The organism is Agrobacterium sp. 22-209-1 (assembly GCF_053522485.1).
In genome coordinates, this window is the sequence record NZ_JBNWCH010000003.1 from 66,533 (window position 1) to 83,329 (window position 16,797).

Sequence of the window (16,797 nt, forward strand, 5' to 3'; positions counted from 1 at the left end):
GATTCTGATGAAATTAAGCCTGGGCGGAAACGACCGTCCAGCGCTTGTCCTTGGAGATCGGTGCGCATTCCTCGATGGAAACGACATCGCCGACCTTATACTGATTGTTTTCGTCGTGTGCCTTGTACTTCTTCGAACGACGAACGGTCTTTTGCATGAGCGGGTGAGCGAATCGACGCTCAACCCGGACCACGACAGTCTTCTCGTTCTTGTCGGACACAACGACGCCCTGCAGAATGCGTTTCGGCATATTATTCTTCCTTAGGCCTTGGCTTCTGCCGCCTTCTGGCGGGCAATGGTTTTGACGCGGGCGATGTCCTTGCGGACTTCGTTGATGCGCGAGGACTTCTCCAGCTGGCCAGTCGCCTTCTGGAAGCGCAGGTTGAACTGCTCCTTCTTCAGATCGGCGAGCTTGTCCTTGAGCTGGTCGGCGCTGAGGCCGCGAACTTCATCGGCTTTCATGTGCCTTGCTCCTTACTCTGCGATGCGCTGTACGAAGCGCGTCTTGACCGAGAGCTTGGCAGCTCCGAGACGAAGCGCCTCGCGGGCGATCTCCTCGGTAACACCGTCGATCTCGAACATCATACGACCGGGCTTGACCTTGCATGCCCAGTAATCGACCGAACCCTTGCCCTTACCCATACGAACTTCGGTCGGCTTTGCCGTAACCGGAACGTCGGGGAATACGCGGATCCACACGCGACCTGCGCGCTTCATGTAACGCGTGATCGCGCGGCGGGCCGCTTCGATCTCGCGTGCATTCACGCGGTTCGGTTCCTGCGACTTCAAGCCGAATTCACCGAATGCCAGGTCAAAGCCGCCCTTGGCGACGCCCTTGATGCGTCCCTTGAACTGCTTACGGTACTTAGTACGCTTTGGCTGCAACATTTTCTTACTTCTCCGAGCTTATCTTTCGCCAGCGTCAATCAAGCGTTTTCGCGACGACGATCGCCACGATCGCCACGCTCACGGCTTGCAGGGCCCTGTGCGTCGCCTTCGAGACCGCGACGCTCAGAAGCCATCGGATCGTGCTCAAGGATTTCGCCCTTGAAGATCCAGACCTTGATGCCGCAGATGCCGAATGCGGTTTCAGCTTCAGCTGTGCCGTAGTCGATGTCCGCACGCAGCGTGTGCAGCGGAACGCGACCTTCGCGGTACCATTCGGTACGAGCGATTTCAGCACCGCCGAGACGGCCGCCGCAGGTGATCTTGATGCCTTCGGCGCCAAGACGCATTGCGGACTGAACAGCACGCTTCATCGCACGGCGGAAAGCCACGCGGCGCTCGAGCTGCTGAGCGATCGACTGGGCAACCAGCGTCGCGTCGATTTCCGGCTTGCGCACTTCAACGATGTTGAGGTGCGTTTCGGAGTTGGTCATCTCGGAAAGCTTCTTGCGAAGCTTCTCGATGTCTGCACCCTTCTTGCCGATGATCAGACCCGGACGAGCCGAGTGGATCGTGACGCGGCACTTCTTGTGCGGACGCTCGATGACGACCTTTGCGATACCGGCCTGCTTGAGTTCCTTGATCAGGTAAGCCCGGATCTTGAGATCTTCATGCAGCAGCTTGCCGTATTCTGCGGTGTCAGCGTACCAGCGGCTGTCCCAGGTACGGTTGATGCCGAGGCGGAAGCCGATCGGATTGATTTTCTGACCCATTATGCGGCCTCCCCTTTTTCCTCGACTTCACGAACAACGATCGTGAGGTGAGAGAACGGCTTTTCGATGCGGGAAGCACGACCACGGCCACGAGCGTGGAAACGCTTCATGGTGATGGACTTGCCAACATAGGCCTCGGCGACGACGAGAGCGTCGACGTCGAGGTCGTGGTTGTTTTCCGCATTGGCAATTGCAGATTCCAGCGTCTTCTTGACGGTGCCTGCAATGCGCTTGCGGGAGAATTCGAGCTCGGCGAGAGCGCGATCAACCTTCTTGCCACGGATAAGAGCGGCAACCAGGTTCAGTTTCTGGGGGCTGACGCGGAGCGTACGGGCAACGGCCTGAGCCTCGTTGTCCTTCAGCCGGCGTTCGGTCTTAGCCTTCGCCATGATTACTTCCTCTTTGCCTTCTTGTCCGCGCCGTGACCGTAATAGGTACGGGTCGGAGAGAATTCACCGAACTTGTGTCCGACCATGTCTTCGTTGACCGAGACGGGCACATGCTTGCTGCCGTTGTAGACGCCAAACGTCAGACCGACGAACTGCGGCAGGATCGTGGAGCGACGGCTCCAGATCTTGATTACTTCATTACGTCCGCTCTCGCGCACCTTCTCAGCCTTGGTGAGAAGATAGCCGTCAACAAACGGACCTTTCCATACTGAACGAGCCATGAGTGACTACCTCTCTTACTTCTTACGCTGATGGCGCGAGCGCATGATGAACTTGTCGGTCGACTTGTTCGAACGGGTGCGCTTGCCCTTCGTGGGCTTGCCCCACGGAGTAACCGGGTGGCGACCACCCGACGTGCGACCTTCACCACCACCGTGCGGGTGGTCGACCGGGTTCATGACGACGCCGCGAACGTGCGGACGCTTGCCGCGCCAACGCGAACGACCGGCCTTACCGTCGTTGATGTTGCCGTGGTCCGCGTTCGAAACAGCACCGATCGATGCGAGGCAGGAGCCGTGCACCAGACGCTGTTCGCCCGAGTTGAGACGCAGGATGGCCATACCGGCATCGCGGCCGACGAGCTGGACATACGTACCGGCGGAGCGAGCGATCTGACCGCCCTTGCCCGGCTTCATCTCGACGTTGTGGATGATCGAACCGACCGGAATGTACTGAAGCGGCATGGTGTTGCCGGGCTTCACGTCCACTGCCTTGTCGGAGGCGATCACCTTGTCACCAGCAGCAAGACGCTGTGGCGCGAGAATGTAAGCCTGTTCGCCGTCGGTATACGTAACCAGCGCGATGAATGCGGTGCGGTTGGGGTCGTATTCCAAACGTTCAACGGTGCCTTCAACGTCAAACTTGCGACGCTTGAAGTCAACCAGACGGTAGGTCCGCTTGTGACCGCCACCCTGGAAACGGACGGTGATCCGGCCCTGGTTGTTACGGCCACCCTTGGAGCTGAGGCCCTGGGTGAGAGCCTTTACCGGCTTGCCCTTGTAGAGCGAAGCGCGGTCCACGATAACCAGCTGACGCTGGCTCGGCGTGGTCGGATTGAAACTTTTCAATGCCATATTCTTGTTCCCTTTTGGGTCTTTGCCCGCTTGGGCCTAACCTTTAGAGTCCGGTGGACACGTCGATGGATTGACCTTCGGCGAGCGTAACGACGGCTTTCTTGACGTCCTTCAGCTTACCGGCGAACCCACGGAAACGACGGGTCTTACCCTTGCGGATAAGCGTGTTCACAGCCGTGACTTTGACGCCGAAGAGAGCTTCCACGGCAGCCTTGATTTCAGGCTTGGAAGCATCCTTGGCGACGTTGAATACGACCTGGTTCTGTTCGGATACCAGCGTCGACTTTTCCGTGATCGAAGGAGATACGATCACATCGTAGTGGCGAAGATCCGTCATTTGAACCGCTCCTCCAGAGCCTCTACAGCAGCCTTGGAAAGCACCAGCTTGCCACGGCGCAGGATGTCGTAAACATTGATGCCCTGCACCGGCAGAACGTCCACATTCGGGATGTTCTGAGCAGCGAGCTTGAAGTTGCCATCAAGTTCGGCGCCGCCGATTACGAGAGCGTTGGTCAGGCCAAGCGAAGCGAAGCTGCCCAGCAGAGCCTTGGTCTTTGCTTCGGACGCGACGAGCTGATCGACGATGATCAGTTCTTCAGCCTTCAGCTTTGCAGACAGGGCGTGACGCAGGGCGAGCGCACGAACCTTCTTGGGAAGGTCATGGGCGTGGCTGCGAACGACCGGGCCGTGGGCCTTGCCGCCGCCGCGGAACTGCGGTGCGCGAGCCGAATGGTGACGAGCGCGGCCCGTACCCTTCTGCTTGTACATCTTCGCGCCGGTGCGGGAAACTTCCGACCGGTTCTTGGATTTGTGCGTTCCCTGCTGCTTCTTTGCAAGCTGCCAGCGAACCATGCGGGCCAGGATGTCCTGGCGGGGGTCGAGGCCGAAGATCTCATCCGACAGAGAAACCTTGCCGGCGTCTTTTCCCTCGAGGGTCTTGACGTTCAATTCCATGATAAGGCTCCCTTACTTCGCAGCCGACTTGACGGCGTCGCGGACGATGATCCAGGAACCCTTCGAGCCGGGAACTGCACCCTTCACGAGGATGAGGCCACGGTCTTCATCAGTCGAAACGACTTCAAGGTTCTGGGTCGTAACGCGGGTCTGGCCCATATGACCAGCCATGCGCTTGCCCTTCCAGACGCGGCCCGGATCCTGGTTGGAACCGGTCGAACCGTGTGCACGGTGCGAGATCGAGTTACCGTGCGAAGCGCGACCACCACCGAAGTTGTGACGCTTCATAGCACCGGCGAAACCCTTACCGATCGTGGTTCCGGTGACATCGACCAACTGGCCGGACTGAAAATGATTTGCGGTCAGTGTTGCACCGATGTCGATCAGGTTCTCGGGGGAAACCCGGAACTCGACGAGCTTTGCTTTCGGTTCGACATTGGCAGCGGCAAAGTGACCGCGAAGAGCCTTCGTCGTGTTCTTGACCTTGGACTGGCCGGCACCGAGCTGAACTGCGGTGTAGCCATTCTTGTCTTCCGTGCGCTGGGCAACGACTTGTACGTTATCCAGTCGCAATACTGTTACAGGGATATGTTCACCTGCGTCGTTGTAGACGCGTGTCATACCCACTTTCTGTGCAATCACACCTGAACGCATTGGTTCATCCTCTTGCGAGCCTTGAAGGGAAAACCCTCTCTGGCCTTTGTTAAGGAGTGCCCTTCGACATCTCACGATGTTTCCGGTCTCCGGTTTGGAAGTCGTTGGATTGCTCCACGTACCTTCCTTGTTATTGGCCCTCACCCAAGAGTGAGGTCCGGCCTTGTTATTTCAGCCCTCACCTTGGACGGTTCGGGCCGGGTCTTAGAGCTTGATTTCCACGTCAACGCCAGCAGCGAGGTCGAGCTTCATCAGAGCATCGACAGTCTGCGGGGTGGGATCAACGATATCCAGAAGACGCTTGTGCGTCCGCATTTCGAACTGTTCACGGCTCTTCTTGTCAACGTGAGGAGAGCGGTTGACGGTAAACTTTTCGATGCGGGTGGGGAGCGGAACCGGGCCGCGAACGCTGGCGCCGGTGCGCTTTGCGGTCGACACGATTTCACGGGTAGAGGCATCGAGGATCCGGTGATCGAACGCCTTGAGGCGGATACGGATATTCTGGCCGTTCATTCGTCTTGTCCTTGTTCTTTGTTATTCGTTTCCGCACGCGGAAACACATGAACTTCTATTGATCGTGGCGCCGCAGATTTTCAAAAATCGAGAGGGATGCGCGTCACACCCCAATCATTTCGGTAGTCTGTATTGCTAAAAAAACCGCGTTTCGCAATCGCTTACGAATCCAGCGGTGATTGTGAGTGCGCGTTTACGCGCTTTCACCGAATTTTTCAAGCACTAAAAATGCAACGCCGCCAGGCTTTTTACCAAAAGTCCGGCGGCGGTGTTGTTCACACCGCCGCCAGTCAGAATTTCAAAGGTCGAAATTACTCGACGATCGAGGCAACGATGCCGGCGCCGACGGTACGGCCGCCTTCGCGGATAGCGAAGCGCAGCTTTTCTTCCATCGCGATCGGAACGATCAGCTCGACGTCAACGGTGACGTTGTCGCCAGGCATAACCATTTCCGTGCCTTCAGGAAGCGTAACGATGCCCGTCACGTCCGTCGTGCGGAAGTAGAACTGCGGACGGTAGTTCGTGAAGAACGGCGTATGACGGCCGCCTTCTTCCTTCGTCAGGATGTAGGCTTCGGCCTTGAACTTCTTGTGCGGCTTGACCGAACCCGGCTTGCACAGGATCTGACCACGCTCGACGCCGTCACGGTTAACACCGCGAACCAGTGCGCCGATGTTGTCGCCGGCCTGGCCCTGGTCGAGCAGCTTGCGGAACATTTCAACGCCGGTAACCGTCGTCTTCGACGTCGGACGGATGCCGACGATTTCGACTTCTTCACCAACCTTGACGATACCGCGCTCAACGCGACCCGTCACAACCGTACCACGACCCGAGATCGAGAACACGTCTTCGATCGGCATCAGGAACGGCTGGTCGATCGGACGCTCAGGCGTCGGGATGTAGGCGTCAACCGCTGCCATCAGCTCGCGGATCGCGTCTTCACCGATCTTCTTGTCGCTGTCTTCAAGAGCAGCAAGCGCCGAACCCTTGATGATCGGAATATCGTCGCCCGGGAAGTCGTAGGACGACAGAAGTTCACGAACTTCAAGCTCGACGAGCTCCAGAAGCTCGGCGTCGTCAACCTGGTCGACCTTGTTCAGGAACACGACGATCGCAGGAACGCCAACCTGACGGGCAAGCAGGATGTGCTCGCGGGTCTGCGGCATCGGGCCGTCAGCAGCCGAGCAAACCAGGATCGCGCCGTCCATCTGCGCTGCACCCGTGATCATGTTCTTCACGTAGTCGGCGTGGCCGGGGCAGTCAACGTGAGCGTAGTGACGGTTCGGCGTCTCATACTCAACGTGCGCCGTCGAAATCGTGATACCACGCGCCTTTTCTTCAGGAGCGGCGTCGATCTGGTCATACGCCTTGAACTCGCCGAAGAACTTCGTGATTGCCGCCGTCAGCGACGTCTTGCCATGGTCAACGTGACCGATCGTGCCAATGTTGACGTGCGGCTTCGTCCGCTCAAACTTGCTCTTTGCCATTAGTGGCTCTCCATTCTTGTCCCTTGACGGGAATAATCTTCAAAATTCGGTGGGGCGTACCCCGATCACTTCTGACCGGAGTACTTAGCCTGGATTTCCTGCGCCACGTTCGACGGAACCGGCGAATAGTGGTCGAACGTCATCGAGTACTGCGCGCGACCCTGCGACATGGAGCGCAGGTTGTCGACGTACTTGAACATGTTCGCGAGCGGAACATGCGCGTTGATGACGACGGCGATACCACGGCTTTCCTGGCCCTGGATCTGACCACGACGGGAGTTCAGGTCGCCGATAACGTCGCCGACATAGTCTTCCGGCGTTACGACTTCGACCTTCATCATCGGCTCGAGAAGCTGTGCGCCAGCCTTCTTCGCTGCTTCACGGAAGCAAGCGCGCGATGCGATTTCGAAGGCGAGAACCGACGAGTCGACATCGTGGAATGCACCGTCAACCAGCGTCGCCTTGACGCCGAGCATCGGGAAGCCAGCCAGCGGACCGGAAGACAGAACGCTTTCGATACCCTTCTGAACGCCCGGGATGTATTCCTTCGGAACAGCACCGCCGACGATCTTCGACTCGAACTTGAAGTCTTCGCCTTCGGGGTTCGGTTCGAAGATGATCTTCACGCGGGCGAACTGGCCGGTACCACCGGACTGCTTCTTGTGCGTGTAGTCTTCTTCGTGCTGACGGGTGATCGTTTCGCGGTAGGCAACCTGCGGCGCGCCGACGGTAGCTTCAACCTTGAACTCGCGACGCATGCGGTCGACGATGATGTCGAGGTGAAGTTCGCCCATGCCGGCAATGATGGTCTGGCCGGATTCGTCGTCGGTCTTGACGCGGAAGGACGGATCTTCTGCAGCCAGACGGTTGAGCGCGAGGCCCATCTTTTCCTGGTCGCCCTTGGTCTTCGGCTCGATCGCGATCTGGATGACCGGCTCGGGGAATTCCATGCGCTCGAGGATAACCGGCTTCAGCGGATCGCAGAGCGTGTCACCCGTGGTGGTTTCCTTCAGACCGGCCAGAGCAACGATGTCGCCTGCATAGGCTTCTTCGATGTCTTCACGGCTGTTGGAGTGCATCTGCAGCATACGGCCGACGCGCTCGCGCTTGTCCTTGACCGTGTTCATGACCGACGTGCCCTTTTCGAGCTTGCCGGAGTAGATGCGTGCGAAGGTGAGCGAACCGACGAAGGGGTCGTTCATGATCTTGAAGGCCAGCATGGACAGCGGCTCGGAATCGTCAGCGTGACGCTCGATTTCGGCTTCCGTCTTGGCGTCGATGCCCTTGATCGCCGGAATATCCAGCGGCGAAGGCAGGTAGTCGACGACGGCGTCGAGCAGCGGCTGAACGCCCTTGTTCTTGAACGCGGTACCGCAGAACATCGGGTGGAACTTCACGTCGATGGTGCCGCGGCGAACCAGTTCACGAATCTTGTCGTTATCCGGATAGTTACCTTCGAGGTAGGCTTCCATCGCTTCTTCGTCGATCTCAACAACAGTTTCGATCAGCTTTTCGCGATATTCTTCAGCCTTGGCCTTCATGTCCTCGGGGATTTCGACGACGTCCCACTGAGCGCCGAGCGATTCGTCGCGCCATACGAGAGCATTCATTTCGACCAGGTCGATGACGCCCTTGAACTCGGTCTCAGCGCCGATCGGCAGCTGCATGACGACGGCGGTAGCGCCGAGACGGGTCTTGATCATTTCTACCGAGCGGTAGAAGTCAGCACCGGTCTTGTCCATCTTGTTGCAGAAGATCATGCGCGGAACATGATACTTCTCAGCCTGACGCCAGACGGTTTCCGTCTGCGGCTCAACACCGGCGTTGGCGTCGAGCAGAGCGATCGCGCCGTCGAGAACGCGCAGCGAACGCTCGACTTCGATGGTGAAGTCGACGTGGCCGGGGGTGTCGATGATGTTGAAGCGGCGGGTCTTGCCGTCACGGCCTTTCCAGAAGGTCGTGGTCGCAGCAGACGTGATGGTGATACCACGCTCCTGCTCCTGCTCCATCCAGTCCATCGTGGCTGCGCCATCGTGAACTTCGCCGATCTTGTGCGACTTACCGGTGTAATAAAGAATACGCTCGGTGGTCGTCGTCTTGCCGGCGTCGATATGCGCCATGATACCGAAATTGCGGTAGTCTTCGATTTTATATTCGCGAGCCATAATGGACTGCCTTTCGATATGCGACCGGTTAAGATTACCAGCGGTAATGCGAGAATGCGCGGTTGGCGTCGGCCATCTTGTGCGTGTCTTCGCGCTTCTTGACAGCGGAACCGCGGTTGTTCGCAGCGTCCATGAGTTCGCCGGAAAGGCGATCGACCATGGTCGTTTCGTTGCGCTTGCGGGCAGCCGTGATCAGCCAGCGGATAGCGAGGGCCTGACGGCGCTCGGGGCGAACGTCGACCGGGACCTGGTAGGTTGCACCACCAACGCGGCGCGAACGCACTTCAACGTGCGGAGCGACGTTGTCGAGGGCGGAGTGGAACACGCCGAGCGGCTCCTGCTTCGTCTTGCCCTGAACGACGTCGAATGCGCCGTAAACGATGCTTTCTGCGACCGACTTCTTGCCGTGAAGCATGATGGCGTTCATGAACTTGGTGACGACCAGATCGCCGAACTTCGGGTCCGGGTTGATCTCACGCTTTTCTGCACTATGGCGACGGGACATATTCTTTGTCTCTCAATGTTATTGACGCTAAACCACGCGGAGAACCTCGCGCAGCGCCGGAATTTGTTTAAACCGAATTACTTCGGACGCTTCGCACCGTACTTGGAGCGGCGCTGCTTGCGGTTCTTGACGCCCTGGGTATCGAGAACACCGCGGATGATGTGGTAACGCACACCCGGCAAGTCCTTTACGCGGCCGCCGCGGATCATGACCACGGAGTGTTCCTGAAGGTTGTGACCTTCGCCCGGAATGTAGCCGATAACTTCAAAGCCGTTGGTGAGACGGATCTTGGCAACCTTACGCAGAGCCGAGTTCGGCTTCTTCGGGGTCGTCGTGTAAACGCGGGTGCAAACGCCACGCTTCTGCGGGTTTTCCTGAAGAGCAGGAACCTTGTTGCGCTTTACCTGTGCCTGGCGAGGCTTGCGGATCAGCTGGTTTACGGTAGGCATATAACCATCCCTTGCAAAAACTACTTTAGCCACCCTCACGGGTGGCGGCTATGCCGTTGCCGGCGACGATGCACGCATATATCCTCATGCGCAAAACGTGGCCCGATCCGTTTTCACGGATGGACCACCAAGAGCAGAGGACACCGGATGAGGCGTCTTGCGTGCAACATTCGTGTCTTCTACGTGCAATGGAGACCCGTTTGAGATGATGTTCGGGAAAAAGCTTACCGAACGGCCAGCACCCACAGAGGCTCCGATGGCGGGCGTACTACTGTTTTAGCCAGCTTTCGTCAAGGGTGAATCCACATTTTGCGCCGCCACCCCTGGCCGCAAAGCCCAAGCCCGGGGCATTTCCAACGCCCTTTAACATAAGTCTGCGCAGAAGGCAGCGATTTTAACCTCCGCGCTTTGGCTTTTCATAAAATCCGTCTATTGATTCCCTCAGGGCGGGCCGGATCGGTCTCGCCACCCGCGGGACCGATTCCATCGGCCCGCATGACAGCAACGATAGATCAAGGAACGCGTCATGAGCACCCTCCCCGACAACGACAACGGACGCGACGAGCCGATGGTCTTCATCGTCATCGGCAAGGCATATGAGACCGACAACTCCGAGGGTATCGACATTCACGTCATCCTCAGGGCGCCGGACGACGATACCGCCGTGCGCGAAACGCTGAACGCGCTTTCCGAGGAAGGCTTCATCGAAGCCGATCTCGACCAGATCGGCATGCTGACCGATATCCCGGATGAAGAGCCGCACGCCTCCGCCTATCAGGGAGCTCTCGAAGGCGAAGTCGCCATCATCCGCTTCGCCTGAGGTTCAAGCCATGGCGGTCAGACGTGTCGTCGCCAATATAGCAACGCCAGAGCCCGCGCGGGCTCAGGCGTTCTACGGTGACATTCTCGGCATGCCCGTCGCCATGGATCATGGCTGGATCGTCACCCATGCGAGCCCGCTCGAAGCGCGGGCTCAGGTGAGTTTCGCACGCGAAGGTGGCGCCGGCACGGATGTGCCGGACCTCTCCATCGAGGTCGACGATTTCGACGAGGTCCACGCCCGAATCCTGACGGCCGAGTTGCCGATCGAATACGGCCCCGCAGTCGAGGCGTGGGGTGTACGGCGCCTGTTCGTGCGCGATCCCTTCGGCAAACTCATCAATATATTAAGTCACTCATAGATTATATACTTTGGATACAATAGTATTAATTCTTTATACATTGAACATCTGGCCCGCATCAGCCTAGAATAGTTCCGACGCAAATTTTCGGTGGCGGGTTGGATACTATATCGTCGGCAGACATCATCGATAACATTTATGAAGCGGCGCTTTTTCCTGACCGCTGGATGCAGGTTCTGGTAGCTGTTTGCCGCCATCTGAATTTCTGGGGCGGCGCGATTACCTGGGGCAAGGGAGAAGACCAGGTCTGGCTTTACACGCCCAGCTTTCAGGAACTGATGAAGGACTTCGTGGCGGGCGGCTGGAACCATCGCAATGATCGCCTCAGCCGCATCGCGCGGGAAGGCCAATTCTCTTTCGCGCAGGATTTGGACGTCTTCAACCATGAGGAATGGGCCGAGTTGCCGATCGTTCGTGACTTTCTCGTGCCCCGCGGTCTGGGCTACGGCGCAGCAACGCAGGTCGCTCCACCCGGCCATCCGGAAATGACAGTGCTGTTTGAACGCAGGCTCGACGCAGGCGTCATCACGCCTGAGACCATGGCTGCACTCGGCGGACTGAGGCCGCATATCGCCCGCAGCCTCACCCTCGCAACACAGTTGCAGCGTCAGAAGGCTGATGCGATGACCTTTGGTCTCAACGCCATTGGCGCGCCGGCCGCCGTGCTGCAGACGAGCGGCCGCATCCTCTCGGCCAACGATCTGTTCCTGTCATTACAGAAATGCTTTTCCGCCCGCACGCGCGACAGGATCTCCATTGCCGATGAGGGAGTGAACCGACTGCTCTACAAGGCACTCTCCGGGCAAGACGCCGGCTCCTTCCCTCTCCCCGCCAGCGCTGACGGCGCCTGCATTCTTCACCTCATACCGCTGCGCAAGAGCGCAATGGATTTTTCACCCAACGGCAACGCCATCGTGCTCGTATCGCAACCGACGGGTGCCATTGCCGATGCAAACACATTGCTGAAGGGTCTCTACGATCTCACCAATGGCGAAGCGCGGGTAGCGCTGGAAATCATGAAGGGGCTTTCGCTTCCAGCCGTGGCGAAGCAACTGAAAGTCTCCCACGAAACCGTTCGAAGCAACGCCAAGTCGATCTATGCAAAGACCGGCAGCACCGGCAAGACCGATCTCGTTCGCCGGCTTTCCGTTCTCACCCGCTATAACATCCCCGGGCAGGGCTAACCCATCGCGCCGGGATGAATATCCGAGTTCACTGACGAGGGATGACCAACCCCGAATTCCGCAAAACAAAAAACGCCCGGATTGCTCCGGGCGTCTTGCTCTGAATTTCGGAGGGGCTTCGCAAAGCCCCTGCCCTTCCCGCCTTATTCGGCGGCCGGAGCCTGGTCCGTCATGTCCTGCAGCATCTGGTTCGCAGAGCCTGCGCCCGTACCCTTGCGGCGTTCCTCGAGAATGAGGTCGTCGCGCGAGGTGGCGATGCGGCGGATCTGCGTCATGGTGCCGCCGGTACCGGCCGGGATGAGACGGCCGACGATGACGTTTTCCTTGAGGCCCTGCAGCGTGTCCGTCTTGCCGGCAATCGCAGCTTCCGTGAGAACCTTGGTGGTCTCCTGGAAGGATGCGGCCGAGATGAAGGACGGCGTCTGCAGCGAAGCCTTGGTGATGCCGAGCAGAACCGGCTCGCCATACGCAGGCTTCTTGCCCTCTTCGATCAGACGGTCGTTCATGTCTTCCATCTCGATACGGTCGACATTGTCGCCAACGATATACTGGCTGTCACCGGCATCGGTGATCTCAACCTTCTGCAGCATCTGGCGAACGATCACCTCGATGTGCTTGTCGTTGATCACAACGCCCTGCAGTCGGTAGACTTCCTGGATTTCGTTCACGAGGTAGGAAGCCAGAGCCTCCACACCCTTGATCGCCAGAATGTCGTGCGGTGCCGGGTTACCGTCGAGGATGTATTCACCCTTTTCGATATAGTCGCCTTCCTGAAGGTGGAAGGGCTTGCCCTTCGGGATCAGGTATTCGACTGGCTCGACGCCGTCTTCCGCAGGTTCGATCATCACGCGACGCTTGTTCTTGTAGTCGCGGCCGAGGCGGATCGTACCATCGATCTCTGCGATGATGGCGTGGTCCTTCGGACGACGGGCTTCGAACAGTTCGGCAACGCGCGGCAGACCACCGGTGATGTCCTTCGTCTTGGCGCTTTCCAGCGGCGAACGTGCAAGCACGTCGCCCTGGGAGACCTTCGCACCCGGCTCGACCGACAGGATGGCGTCAACCGAAAGCTGGAAGCGGGCTTCGCCACCACGGGCAAGCTTCGCAACAGCACCGGACGCGTCCTTGATGACGATCGCAGGCTTGAGATCCGAACCGCGCGGCGTCGAACGCCAGTCAATGACCTGACGCTTGGTGATGCCGGTGGATTCGTCGGTCGCTTCCAGAACGGAGAGGCCGTCAACGAGGTCTTCGAAGTGAACGGTACCTTCCACTTCCGTCATCATCGGACGGGTGTAGGGGTCCCACTCTGCAAGACGCTGGCCACGCTTTACCTTGTCGCCATCGTCCACGAAGATCTTCGAACCATAAGCGACACGCTGCGTGGAACGTTCCGCGCCGCGCTCGTCAAGGATCGTAACGGACATGTTACGGCCCATGGCGATGAGAACGCCTTCGGAGTTCCGCAGGATGTTGCGGTTCTTGATCTGGATCGTGCCTTCATACGACGCTTCGAGGAACGACTGGTCGACCACGTTTGCCGTACCGCCAAGGTGGAAGGTACGCATGGTGAGCTGCGTGCCCGGTTCACCGATCGACTGCGCGGCGATGACGCCAACGGCTTCGCCCATGTTGACAGGCGTACCGCGTGCAAGGTCACGACCGTAGCAGACGCCGCAGACGCCGATCTGCACTTCGCAGGTAAGCGCAGAGCGGATGCGGACGGACTGGATGCCGGCCTTTTCGATGGTCGCAACGTCCGCTTCGTCGATCAGAGTCCCAGCCTTGACGATGTTTTCGCCGGTGACCGGGTTGTCGATATCGTCCAGAGCCGTACGACCGAGGATACGTGCGCCGAGCGAAGCAACGACCTGACCGGCATCGACGATGGCCGTCATGGTGAGGCCCTTGTCGGTGCCGCAATCCCTGGAGTTGACGATGCAATCCTGCGCGACGTCGACGAGACGACGGGTCAGGTAACCGGAGTTCGCGGTCTTCAGGGCGGTGTCTGCGAGACCCTTACGGGCACCGTGGGTCGAGTTGAAGTACTCGTTAACGGTCAGGCCTTCCTTAAAGTTCGAGATGATCGGCGTCTCGATGATTTCACCCGACGGCTTCGCCATCAGGCCGCGCATGCCGCCCAGCTGACGCATCTGGTTCGGAGAACCACGAGCACCCGAGTGGGACATCATGTAGATGGAGTTCATCGGCTTCTGGCGGCCCGTTTCCGGATCGAACTCGACAGCCTTGATGCGTGCCATCATTTCTTCGGCGACCTTTTCGGTAGCCTTGCCCCAGGCGTCGACAACCTTGTTGTACTTTTCGCCCTGGGTGATGAGACCATCATTGTACTGCTGTTCGTATTCCTTCACGAGAGCTTCGGTGTCGCCAACGATCTTCACCTTGCTGTCCGGAATGACCATGTCGTCCTTGCCGAACGAAATGCCGGCGCGGCAGGCGTGGCTGAAGCCGAGCTGCATGATGCGGTCGCAGAAGATGACCGTGTCTTTCTGGCCGCAATGACGGTAGACCGTGTCGATCATCTTGGAGATGTTCTTCTTGGTCATTTCCTGGTTGCAGACGTCGAAAGGCACGTTGACGTTCTTCGGCAGAAGTTCGCCGATGAGCATACGGCCAGGGGTTGTCTCATGGATCTTCGAAACCGGCTTGCCATCGGCATCCACGGTCTTGAAGCGTCCACGAATCTTAGCATGCAACGTCACGACCTTGTTTTCAAGCGCGTGATGCAACTCACCGATGTCGGAGAAGGCCATGCCTTCGCCCGGCTCGTTCTGGTTCATGATCGACAGGTAATACAGGCCGAGAACCATGTCCTGCGAAGGAACGATGATCGGGTGGCCGTTTGCCGGATGCAGGATGTTGTTGGTCGACATCATCAGCACGCGCGCTTCCAGCTGGGCTTCCAGCGAAAGCGGAACGTGAACAGCCATCTGGTCACCGTCGAAGTCGGCGTTGAAGGCCGTGCAGACGAGCGGGTGCAGCTGGATGGCCTTGCCTTCGACCAGCATCGGTTCGAAAGCCTGGATGCCCAGACGGTGCAGCGTCGGTGCGCGGTTCAGGAGAACCGGATGTTCGCGGATCACCTCGTCGAGGATATCCCAGACCTCAGGCTTTTCCTTTTCAACCAGCTTCTTGGCCTGCTTGACGGTCGAGGAGTAACCCTTGGCGTCGAGGCGGGCGTAGATGAATGGCTTAAACAGTTCGAGAGCCATCTTCTTCGGCAGGCCGCACTGGTGCAGCTTCAGTTCCGGACCGGTCACGATGACCGAACGGCCGGAATAGTCGACGCGCTTGCCGAGAAGGTTCTGGCGGAAGCGGCCCTGCTTGCCCTTGAGCATGTCGGAGAGCGACTTCAGCGGACGCTTGTTGGCACCCGTGATGACGCGACCGCGACGACCGTTATCGAAGAGCGCATCGACGGATTCCTGCAACATACGCTTTTCGTTGCGGATGATGATGCCAGGCGCACGAAGCTCGATCAGGCGCTTCAGACGGTTGTTACGGTTGATGACGCGGCGATAGAGATCGTTGAGGTCGGACGTCGCGAAACGGCCGCCATCCAGCGGAACCAGCGGACGCAGGTCCGGCGGGATCACGGGAACGACCTTCATGATCATCCATTCCGGGCGGTTGCCGGATTCCATGAAGTTCTCGACGATCTTCAGGCGCTTCATCAGCTTCTTCTGCTTGAGATCGGACGTGGTCTCAGCAAGTTCGGCACGCAGGTCGCCGGCGATCTTTTCAAGGTTCATCGAAGCCAGCATCTCGTAGATGGCTTCAGCGCCGATCATGGCGGTGAACTGGTCTTCGCCGAACTCGTCGACGGCAATCATGTACTCTTCTTCAGACAGAAGCTGGTTCTGCTTGAGCGAGGTAAGGCCGGGTTCGGTGACGATGTAGTTCTCGAAATAGAGAACACGCTCGACATCCTTCAGCGTCATGTCGAGCAGGGTCGAGATACGCGAAGGAAGCGACTTCAGGAACCAGATGTGGGCAACCGGCGCTGCGAGCTCGATATGGCCCATGCGCTCACGGCGAACGCGCGACAGCGTCACTTCGACGCCGCACTTTTCGCAGATGATGCCCTTGTACTTCATGCGCTTGTACTTGCCGCACAGGCACTCATAGTCCTTGATCGGTCCGAAGATACGCGCGCAGAAAAGACCGTCACGCTCAGGCTTGAACGTACGGTAGTTGATGGTTTCCGGCTTCTTGATCTCGCCGTAGGACCACGACAGGATTTTTTCCGGCGAAGCGATCGAAATCCGGATGGAATCGAAATGCTGCGCAGGCACCTGAGGATTGAAAAGATTCATGACCTCTTGGTTCATGCCTTGTCTCCTTGAGAGGCTAGCTGCTGCCCCTGTTTGCATCCGGACCGGCTTCTTCCCGGGTCGCCGTCCAGAGCTTTAAATACGGATTAACCGCATAATGCGGCGAAAGTGTCCCGAACCGGTCAATACCGTCCGGGAAACCGGCAGGCGCCCTTGCAGGCGCCCGCCTC

Annotated in this window: 19 protein-coding genes; 3 read left to right on the forward strand and 16 right to left on the reverse strand. The window is 58.5% G+C overall.

Translation table 11 applies throughout. The features are described 5' to 3' along the window. Positions 1–13: 13 nt before the first annotated feature. The 15 genes from rpsQ to rpsL form a co-directional block, all read right to left on the reverse strand. Positions 14–250 (reverse strand): 30S ribosomal protein S17, encoded by a 237-nt coding sequence (gene rpsQ / locus ACQZ48_RS08180; RefSeq protein WP_077983837.1) that lies wholly within the window; start codon positions 248–250, stop codon positions 14–16. An 11-nt stretch (positions 251–261) separates the two neighbouring features. Further along, on the reverse strand, positions 262–462 hold the full coding sequence (gene rpmC / locus ACQZ48_RS08185; RefSeq protein ID WP_003495193.1) for a 50S ribosomal protein L29: 201 nt from the start codon (positions 460–462) through the stop codon (positions 262–264). A gap of 12 nt (positions 463–474) precedes the next feature. Next, the gene (gene rplP / locus ACQZ48_RS08190) at positions 475–888 is read right to left on the reverse strand and encodes a 50S ribosomal protein L16 (RefSeq protein WP_003507774.1); all 414 of its coding nucleotides are present in this window, start codon (positions 886–888) and stop codon (positions 475–477) included. Positions 889–926: 38 nt separating this feature from the next. Beyond that, complete coding sequence (gene rpsC, locus ACQZ48_RS08195; RefSeq protein ID WP_004442600.1) at positions 927–1,658, reverse strand: 30S ribosomal protein S3; 732 nt, start codon at positions 1,656–1,658, stop codon at positions 927–929. After that, positions 1,658–2,047 carry a 50S ribosomal protein L22 gene (rplV, locus tag ACQZ48_RS08200; RefSeq protein ID WP_065113658.1) on the reverse strand — a complete coding sequence of 130 codons (390 nt, stop codon included), beginning with the start codon at positions 2,045–2,047 and terminating at the stop codon, positions 1,658–1,660. The genes rpsC and rplV overlap by 1 nt, the downstream gene beginning before the upstream one ends. Before the next feature lie 2 nt (positions 2,048–2,049). Next, positions 2,050–2,328: a 30S ribosomal protein S19 gene (gene rpsS, locus ACQZ48_RS08205; protein WP_003507772.1), complete on the reverse strand. Its 279-nt coding sequence runs from the start codon at positions 2,326–2,328 to the stop codon at positions 2,050–2,052. 15 nt (positions 2,329–2,343) lie between these two features. Continuing rightward, the gene (gene rplB / locus ACQZ48_RS08210; RefSeq protein ID WP_077983838.1) at positions 2,344–3,180 is read right to left on the reverse strand and encodes a 50S ribosomal protein L2; all 837 of its coding nucleotides are present in this window, start codon (positions 3,178–3,180) and stop codon (positions 2,344–2,346) included. Positions 3,181–3,223: 43 nt separating this feature from the next. Further along, entirely contained in the window at positions 3,224–3,517 is a 294-nt protein-coding gene (locus ACQZ48_RS08215; RefSeq protein ID WP_063948592.1) for a 50S ribosomal protein L23, read from the reverse strand. Then, a complete protein-coding gene (gene rplD / locus ACQZ48_RS08220; protein WP_003495173.1) occupies positions 3,514–4,134 on the reverse strand; it encodes a 50S ribosomal protein L4 in 621 nt (206 codons plus the stop codon). The genes ACQZ48_RS08215 and rplD overlap by 4 nt, the downstream gene beginning before the upstream one ends. Positions 4,135–4,146: 12 nt before the next feature. Further along, positions 4,147–4,788 carry a 50S ribosomal protein L3 gene (gene rplC / locus ACQZ48_RS08225; protein WP_077983839.1) on the reverse strand — a complete coding sequence of 214 codons (642 nt, stop codon included), beginning with the start codon at positions 4,786–4,788 and terminating at the stop codon, positions 4,147–4,149. A 204-nt stretch (positions 4,789–4,992) separates the two neighbouring features. After that, positions 4,993–5,301, reverse strand: a complete 309-nt coding sequence (rpsJ, locus tag ACQZ48_RS08230) for a 30S ribosomal protein S10 (protein ID WP_003507767.1) — start codon at positions 5,299–5,301, stop codon at positions 4,993–4,995. A gap of 311 nt (positions 5,302–5,612) precedes the next feature. Then, positions 5,613–6,788 carry an elongation factor Tu gene (gene tuf, locus ACQZ48_RS08235; protein WP_065113659.1) on the reverse strand — a complete coding sequence of 392 codons (1,176 nt, stop codon included), beginning with the start codon at positions 6,786–6,788 and terminating at the stop codon, positions 5,613–5,615. 65 nt (positions 6,789–6,853) lie between these two features. After that, positions 6,854–8,953: an elongation factor G gene (gene fusA, locus ACQZ48_RS08240; RefSeq protein WP_065113660.1), complete on the reverse strand. Its 2,100-nt coding sequence runs from the start codon at positions 8,951–8,953 to the stop codon at positions 6,854–6,856. A gap of 34 nt (positions 8,954–8,987) precedes the next feature. Further along, complete coding sequence (gene rpsG, locus ACQZ48_RS08245) at positions 8,988–9,458, reverse strand: 30S ribosomal protein S7 (RefSeq protein ID WP_003507761.1); 471 nt, start codon at positions 9,456–9,458, stop codon at positions 8,988–8,990. 77 nt (positions 9,459–9,535) lie between these two features. After that, positions 9,536–9,907 (reverse strand): 30S ribosomal protein S12, encoded by a 372-nt coding sequence (gene rpsL, locus ACQZ48_RS08250; RefSeq protein WP_003507760.1) that lies wholly within the window; start codon positions 9,905–9,907, stop codon positions 9,536–9,538. A 526-nt stretch (positions 9,908–10,433) separates the two neighbouring features. Between rpsL and ACQZ48_RS08255 the strand changes: the two genes are divergently transcribed. The 3 genes from ACQZ48_RS08255 (at position 10,434) to ACQZ48_RS08265 (ending at position 12,272) form a co-directional block, all read left to right on the forward strand. Then, positions 10,434–10,727 (forward strand): transcriptional regulator, encoded by a 294-nt coding sequence (locus tag ACQZ48_RS08255; protein ID WP_065655890.1) that lies wholly within the window; start codon positions 10,434–10,436, stop codon positions 10,725–10,727. Between the two features lie 10 nt (positions 10,728–10,737). Then, positions 10,738–11,088, forward strand: coding sequence for a VOC family protein (locus tag ACQZ48_RS08260; protein WP_191218663.1), 351 nt, complete (start codon positions 10,738–10,740; stop codon positions 11,086–11,088). 98 nt (positions 11,089–11,186) lie between these two features. Beyond that, on the forward strand, positions 11,187–12,272 hold the full coding sequence (locus ACQZ48_RS08265; RefSeq protein ID WP_191218664.1) for a helix-turn-helix domain-containing protein: 1,086 nt from the start codon (positions 11,187–11,189) through the stop codon (positions 12,270–12,272). Between the two features lie 143 nt (positions 12,273–12,415). Here ACQZ48_RS08265 and rpoC read toward each other — a convergent pair whose 3' ends face one another. Continuing rightward, positions 12,416–16,624, reverse strand: coding sequence for a DNA-directed RNA polymerase subunit beta' (gene rpoC / locus ACQZ48_RS08270; protein ID WP_077981785.1), 4,209 nt, complete (start codon positions 16,622–16,624; stop codon positions 12,416–12,418). Positions 16,625–16,797: the final 173 nt, after the last annotated feature.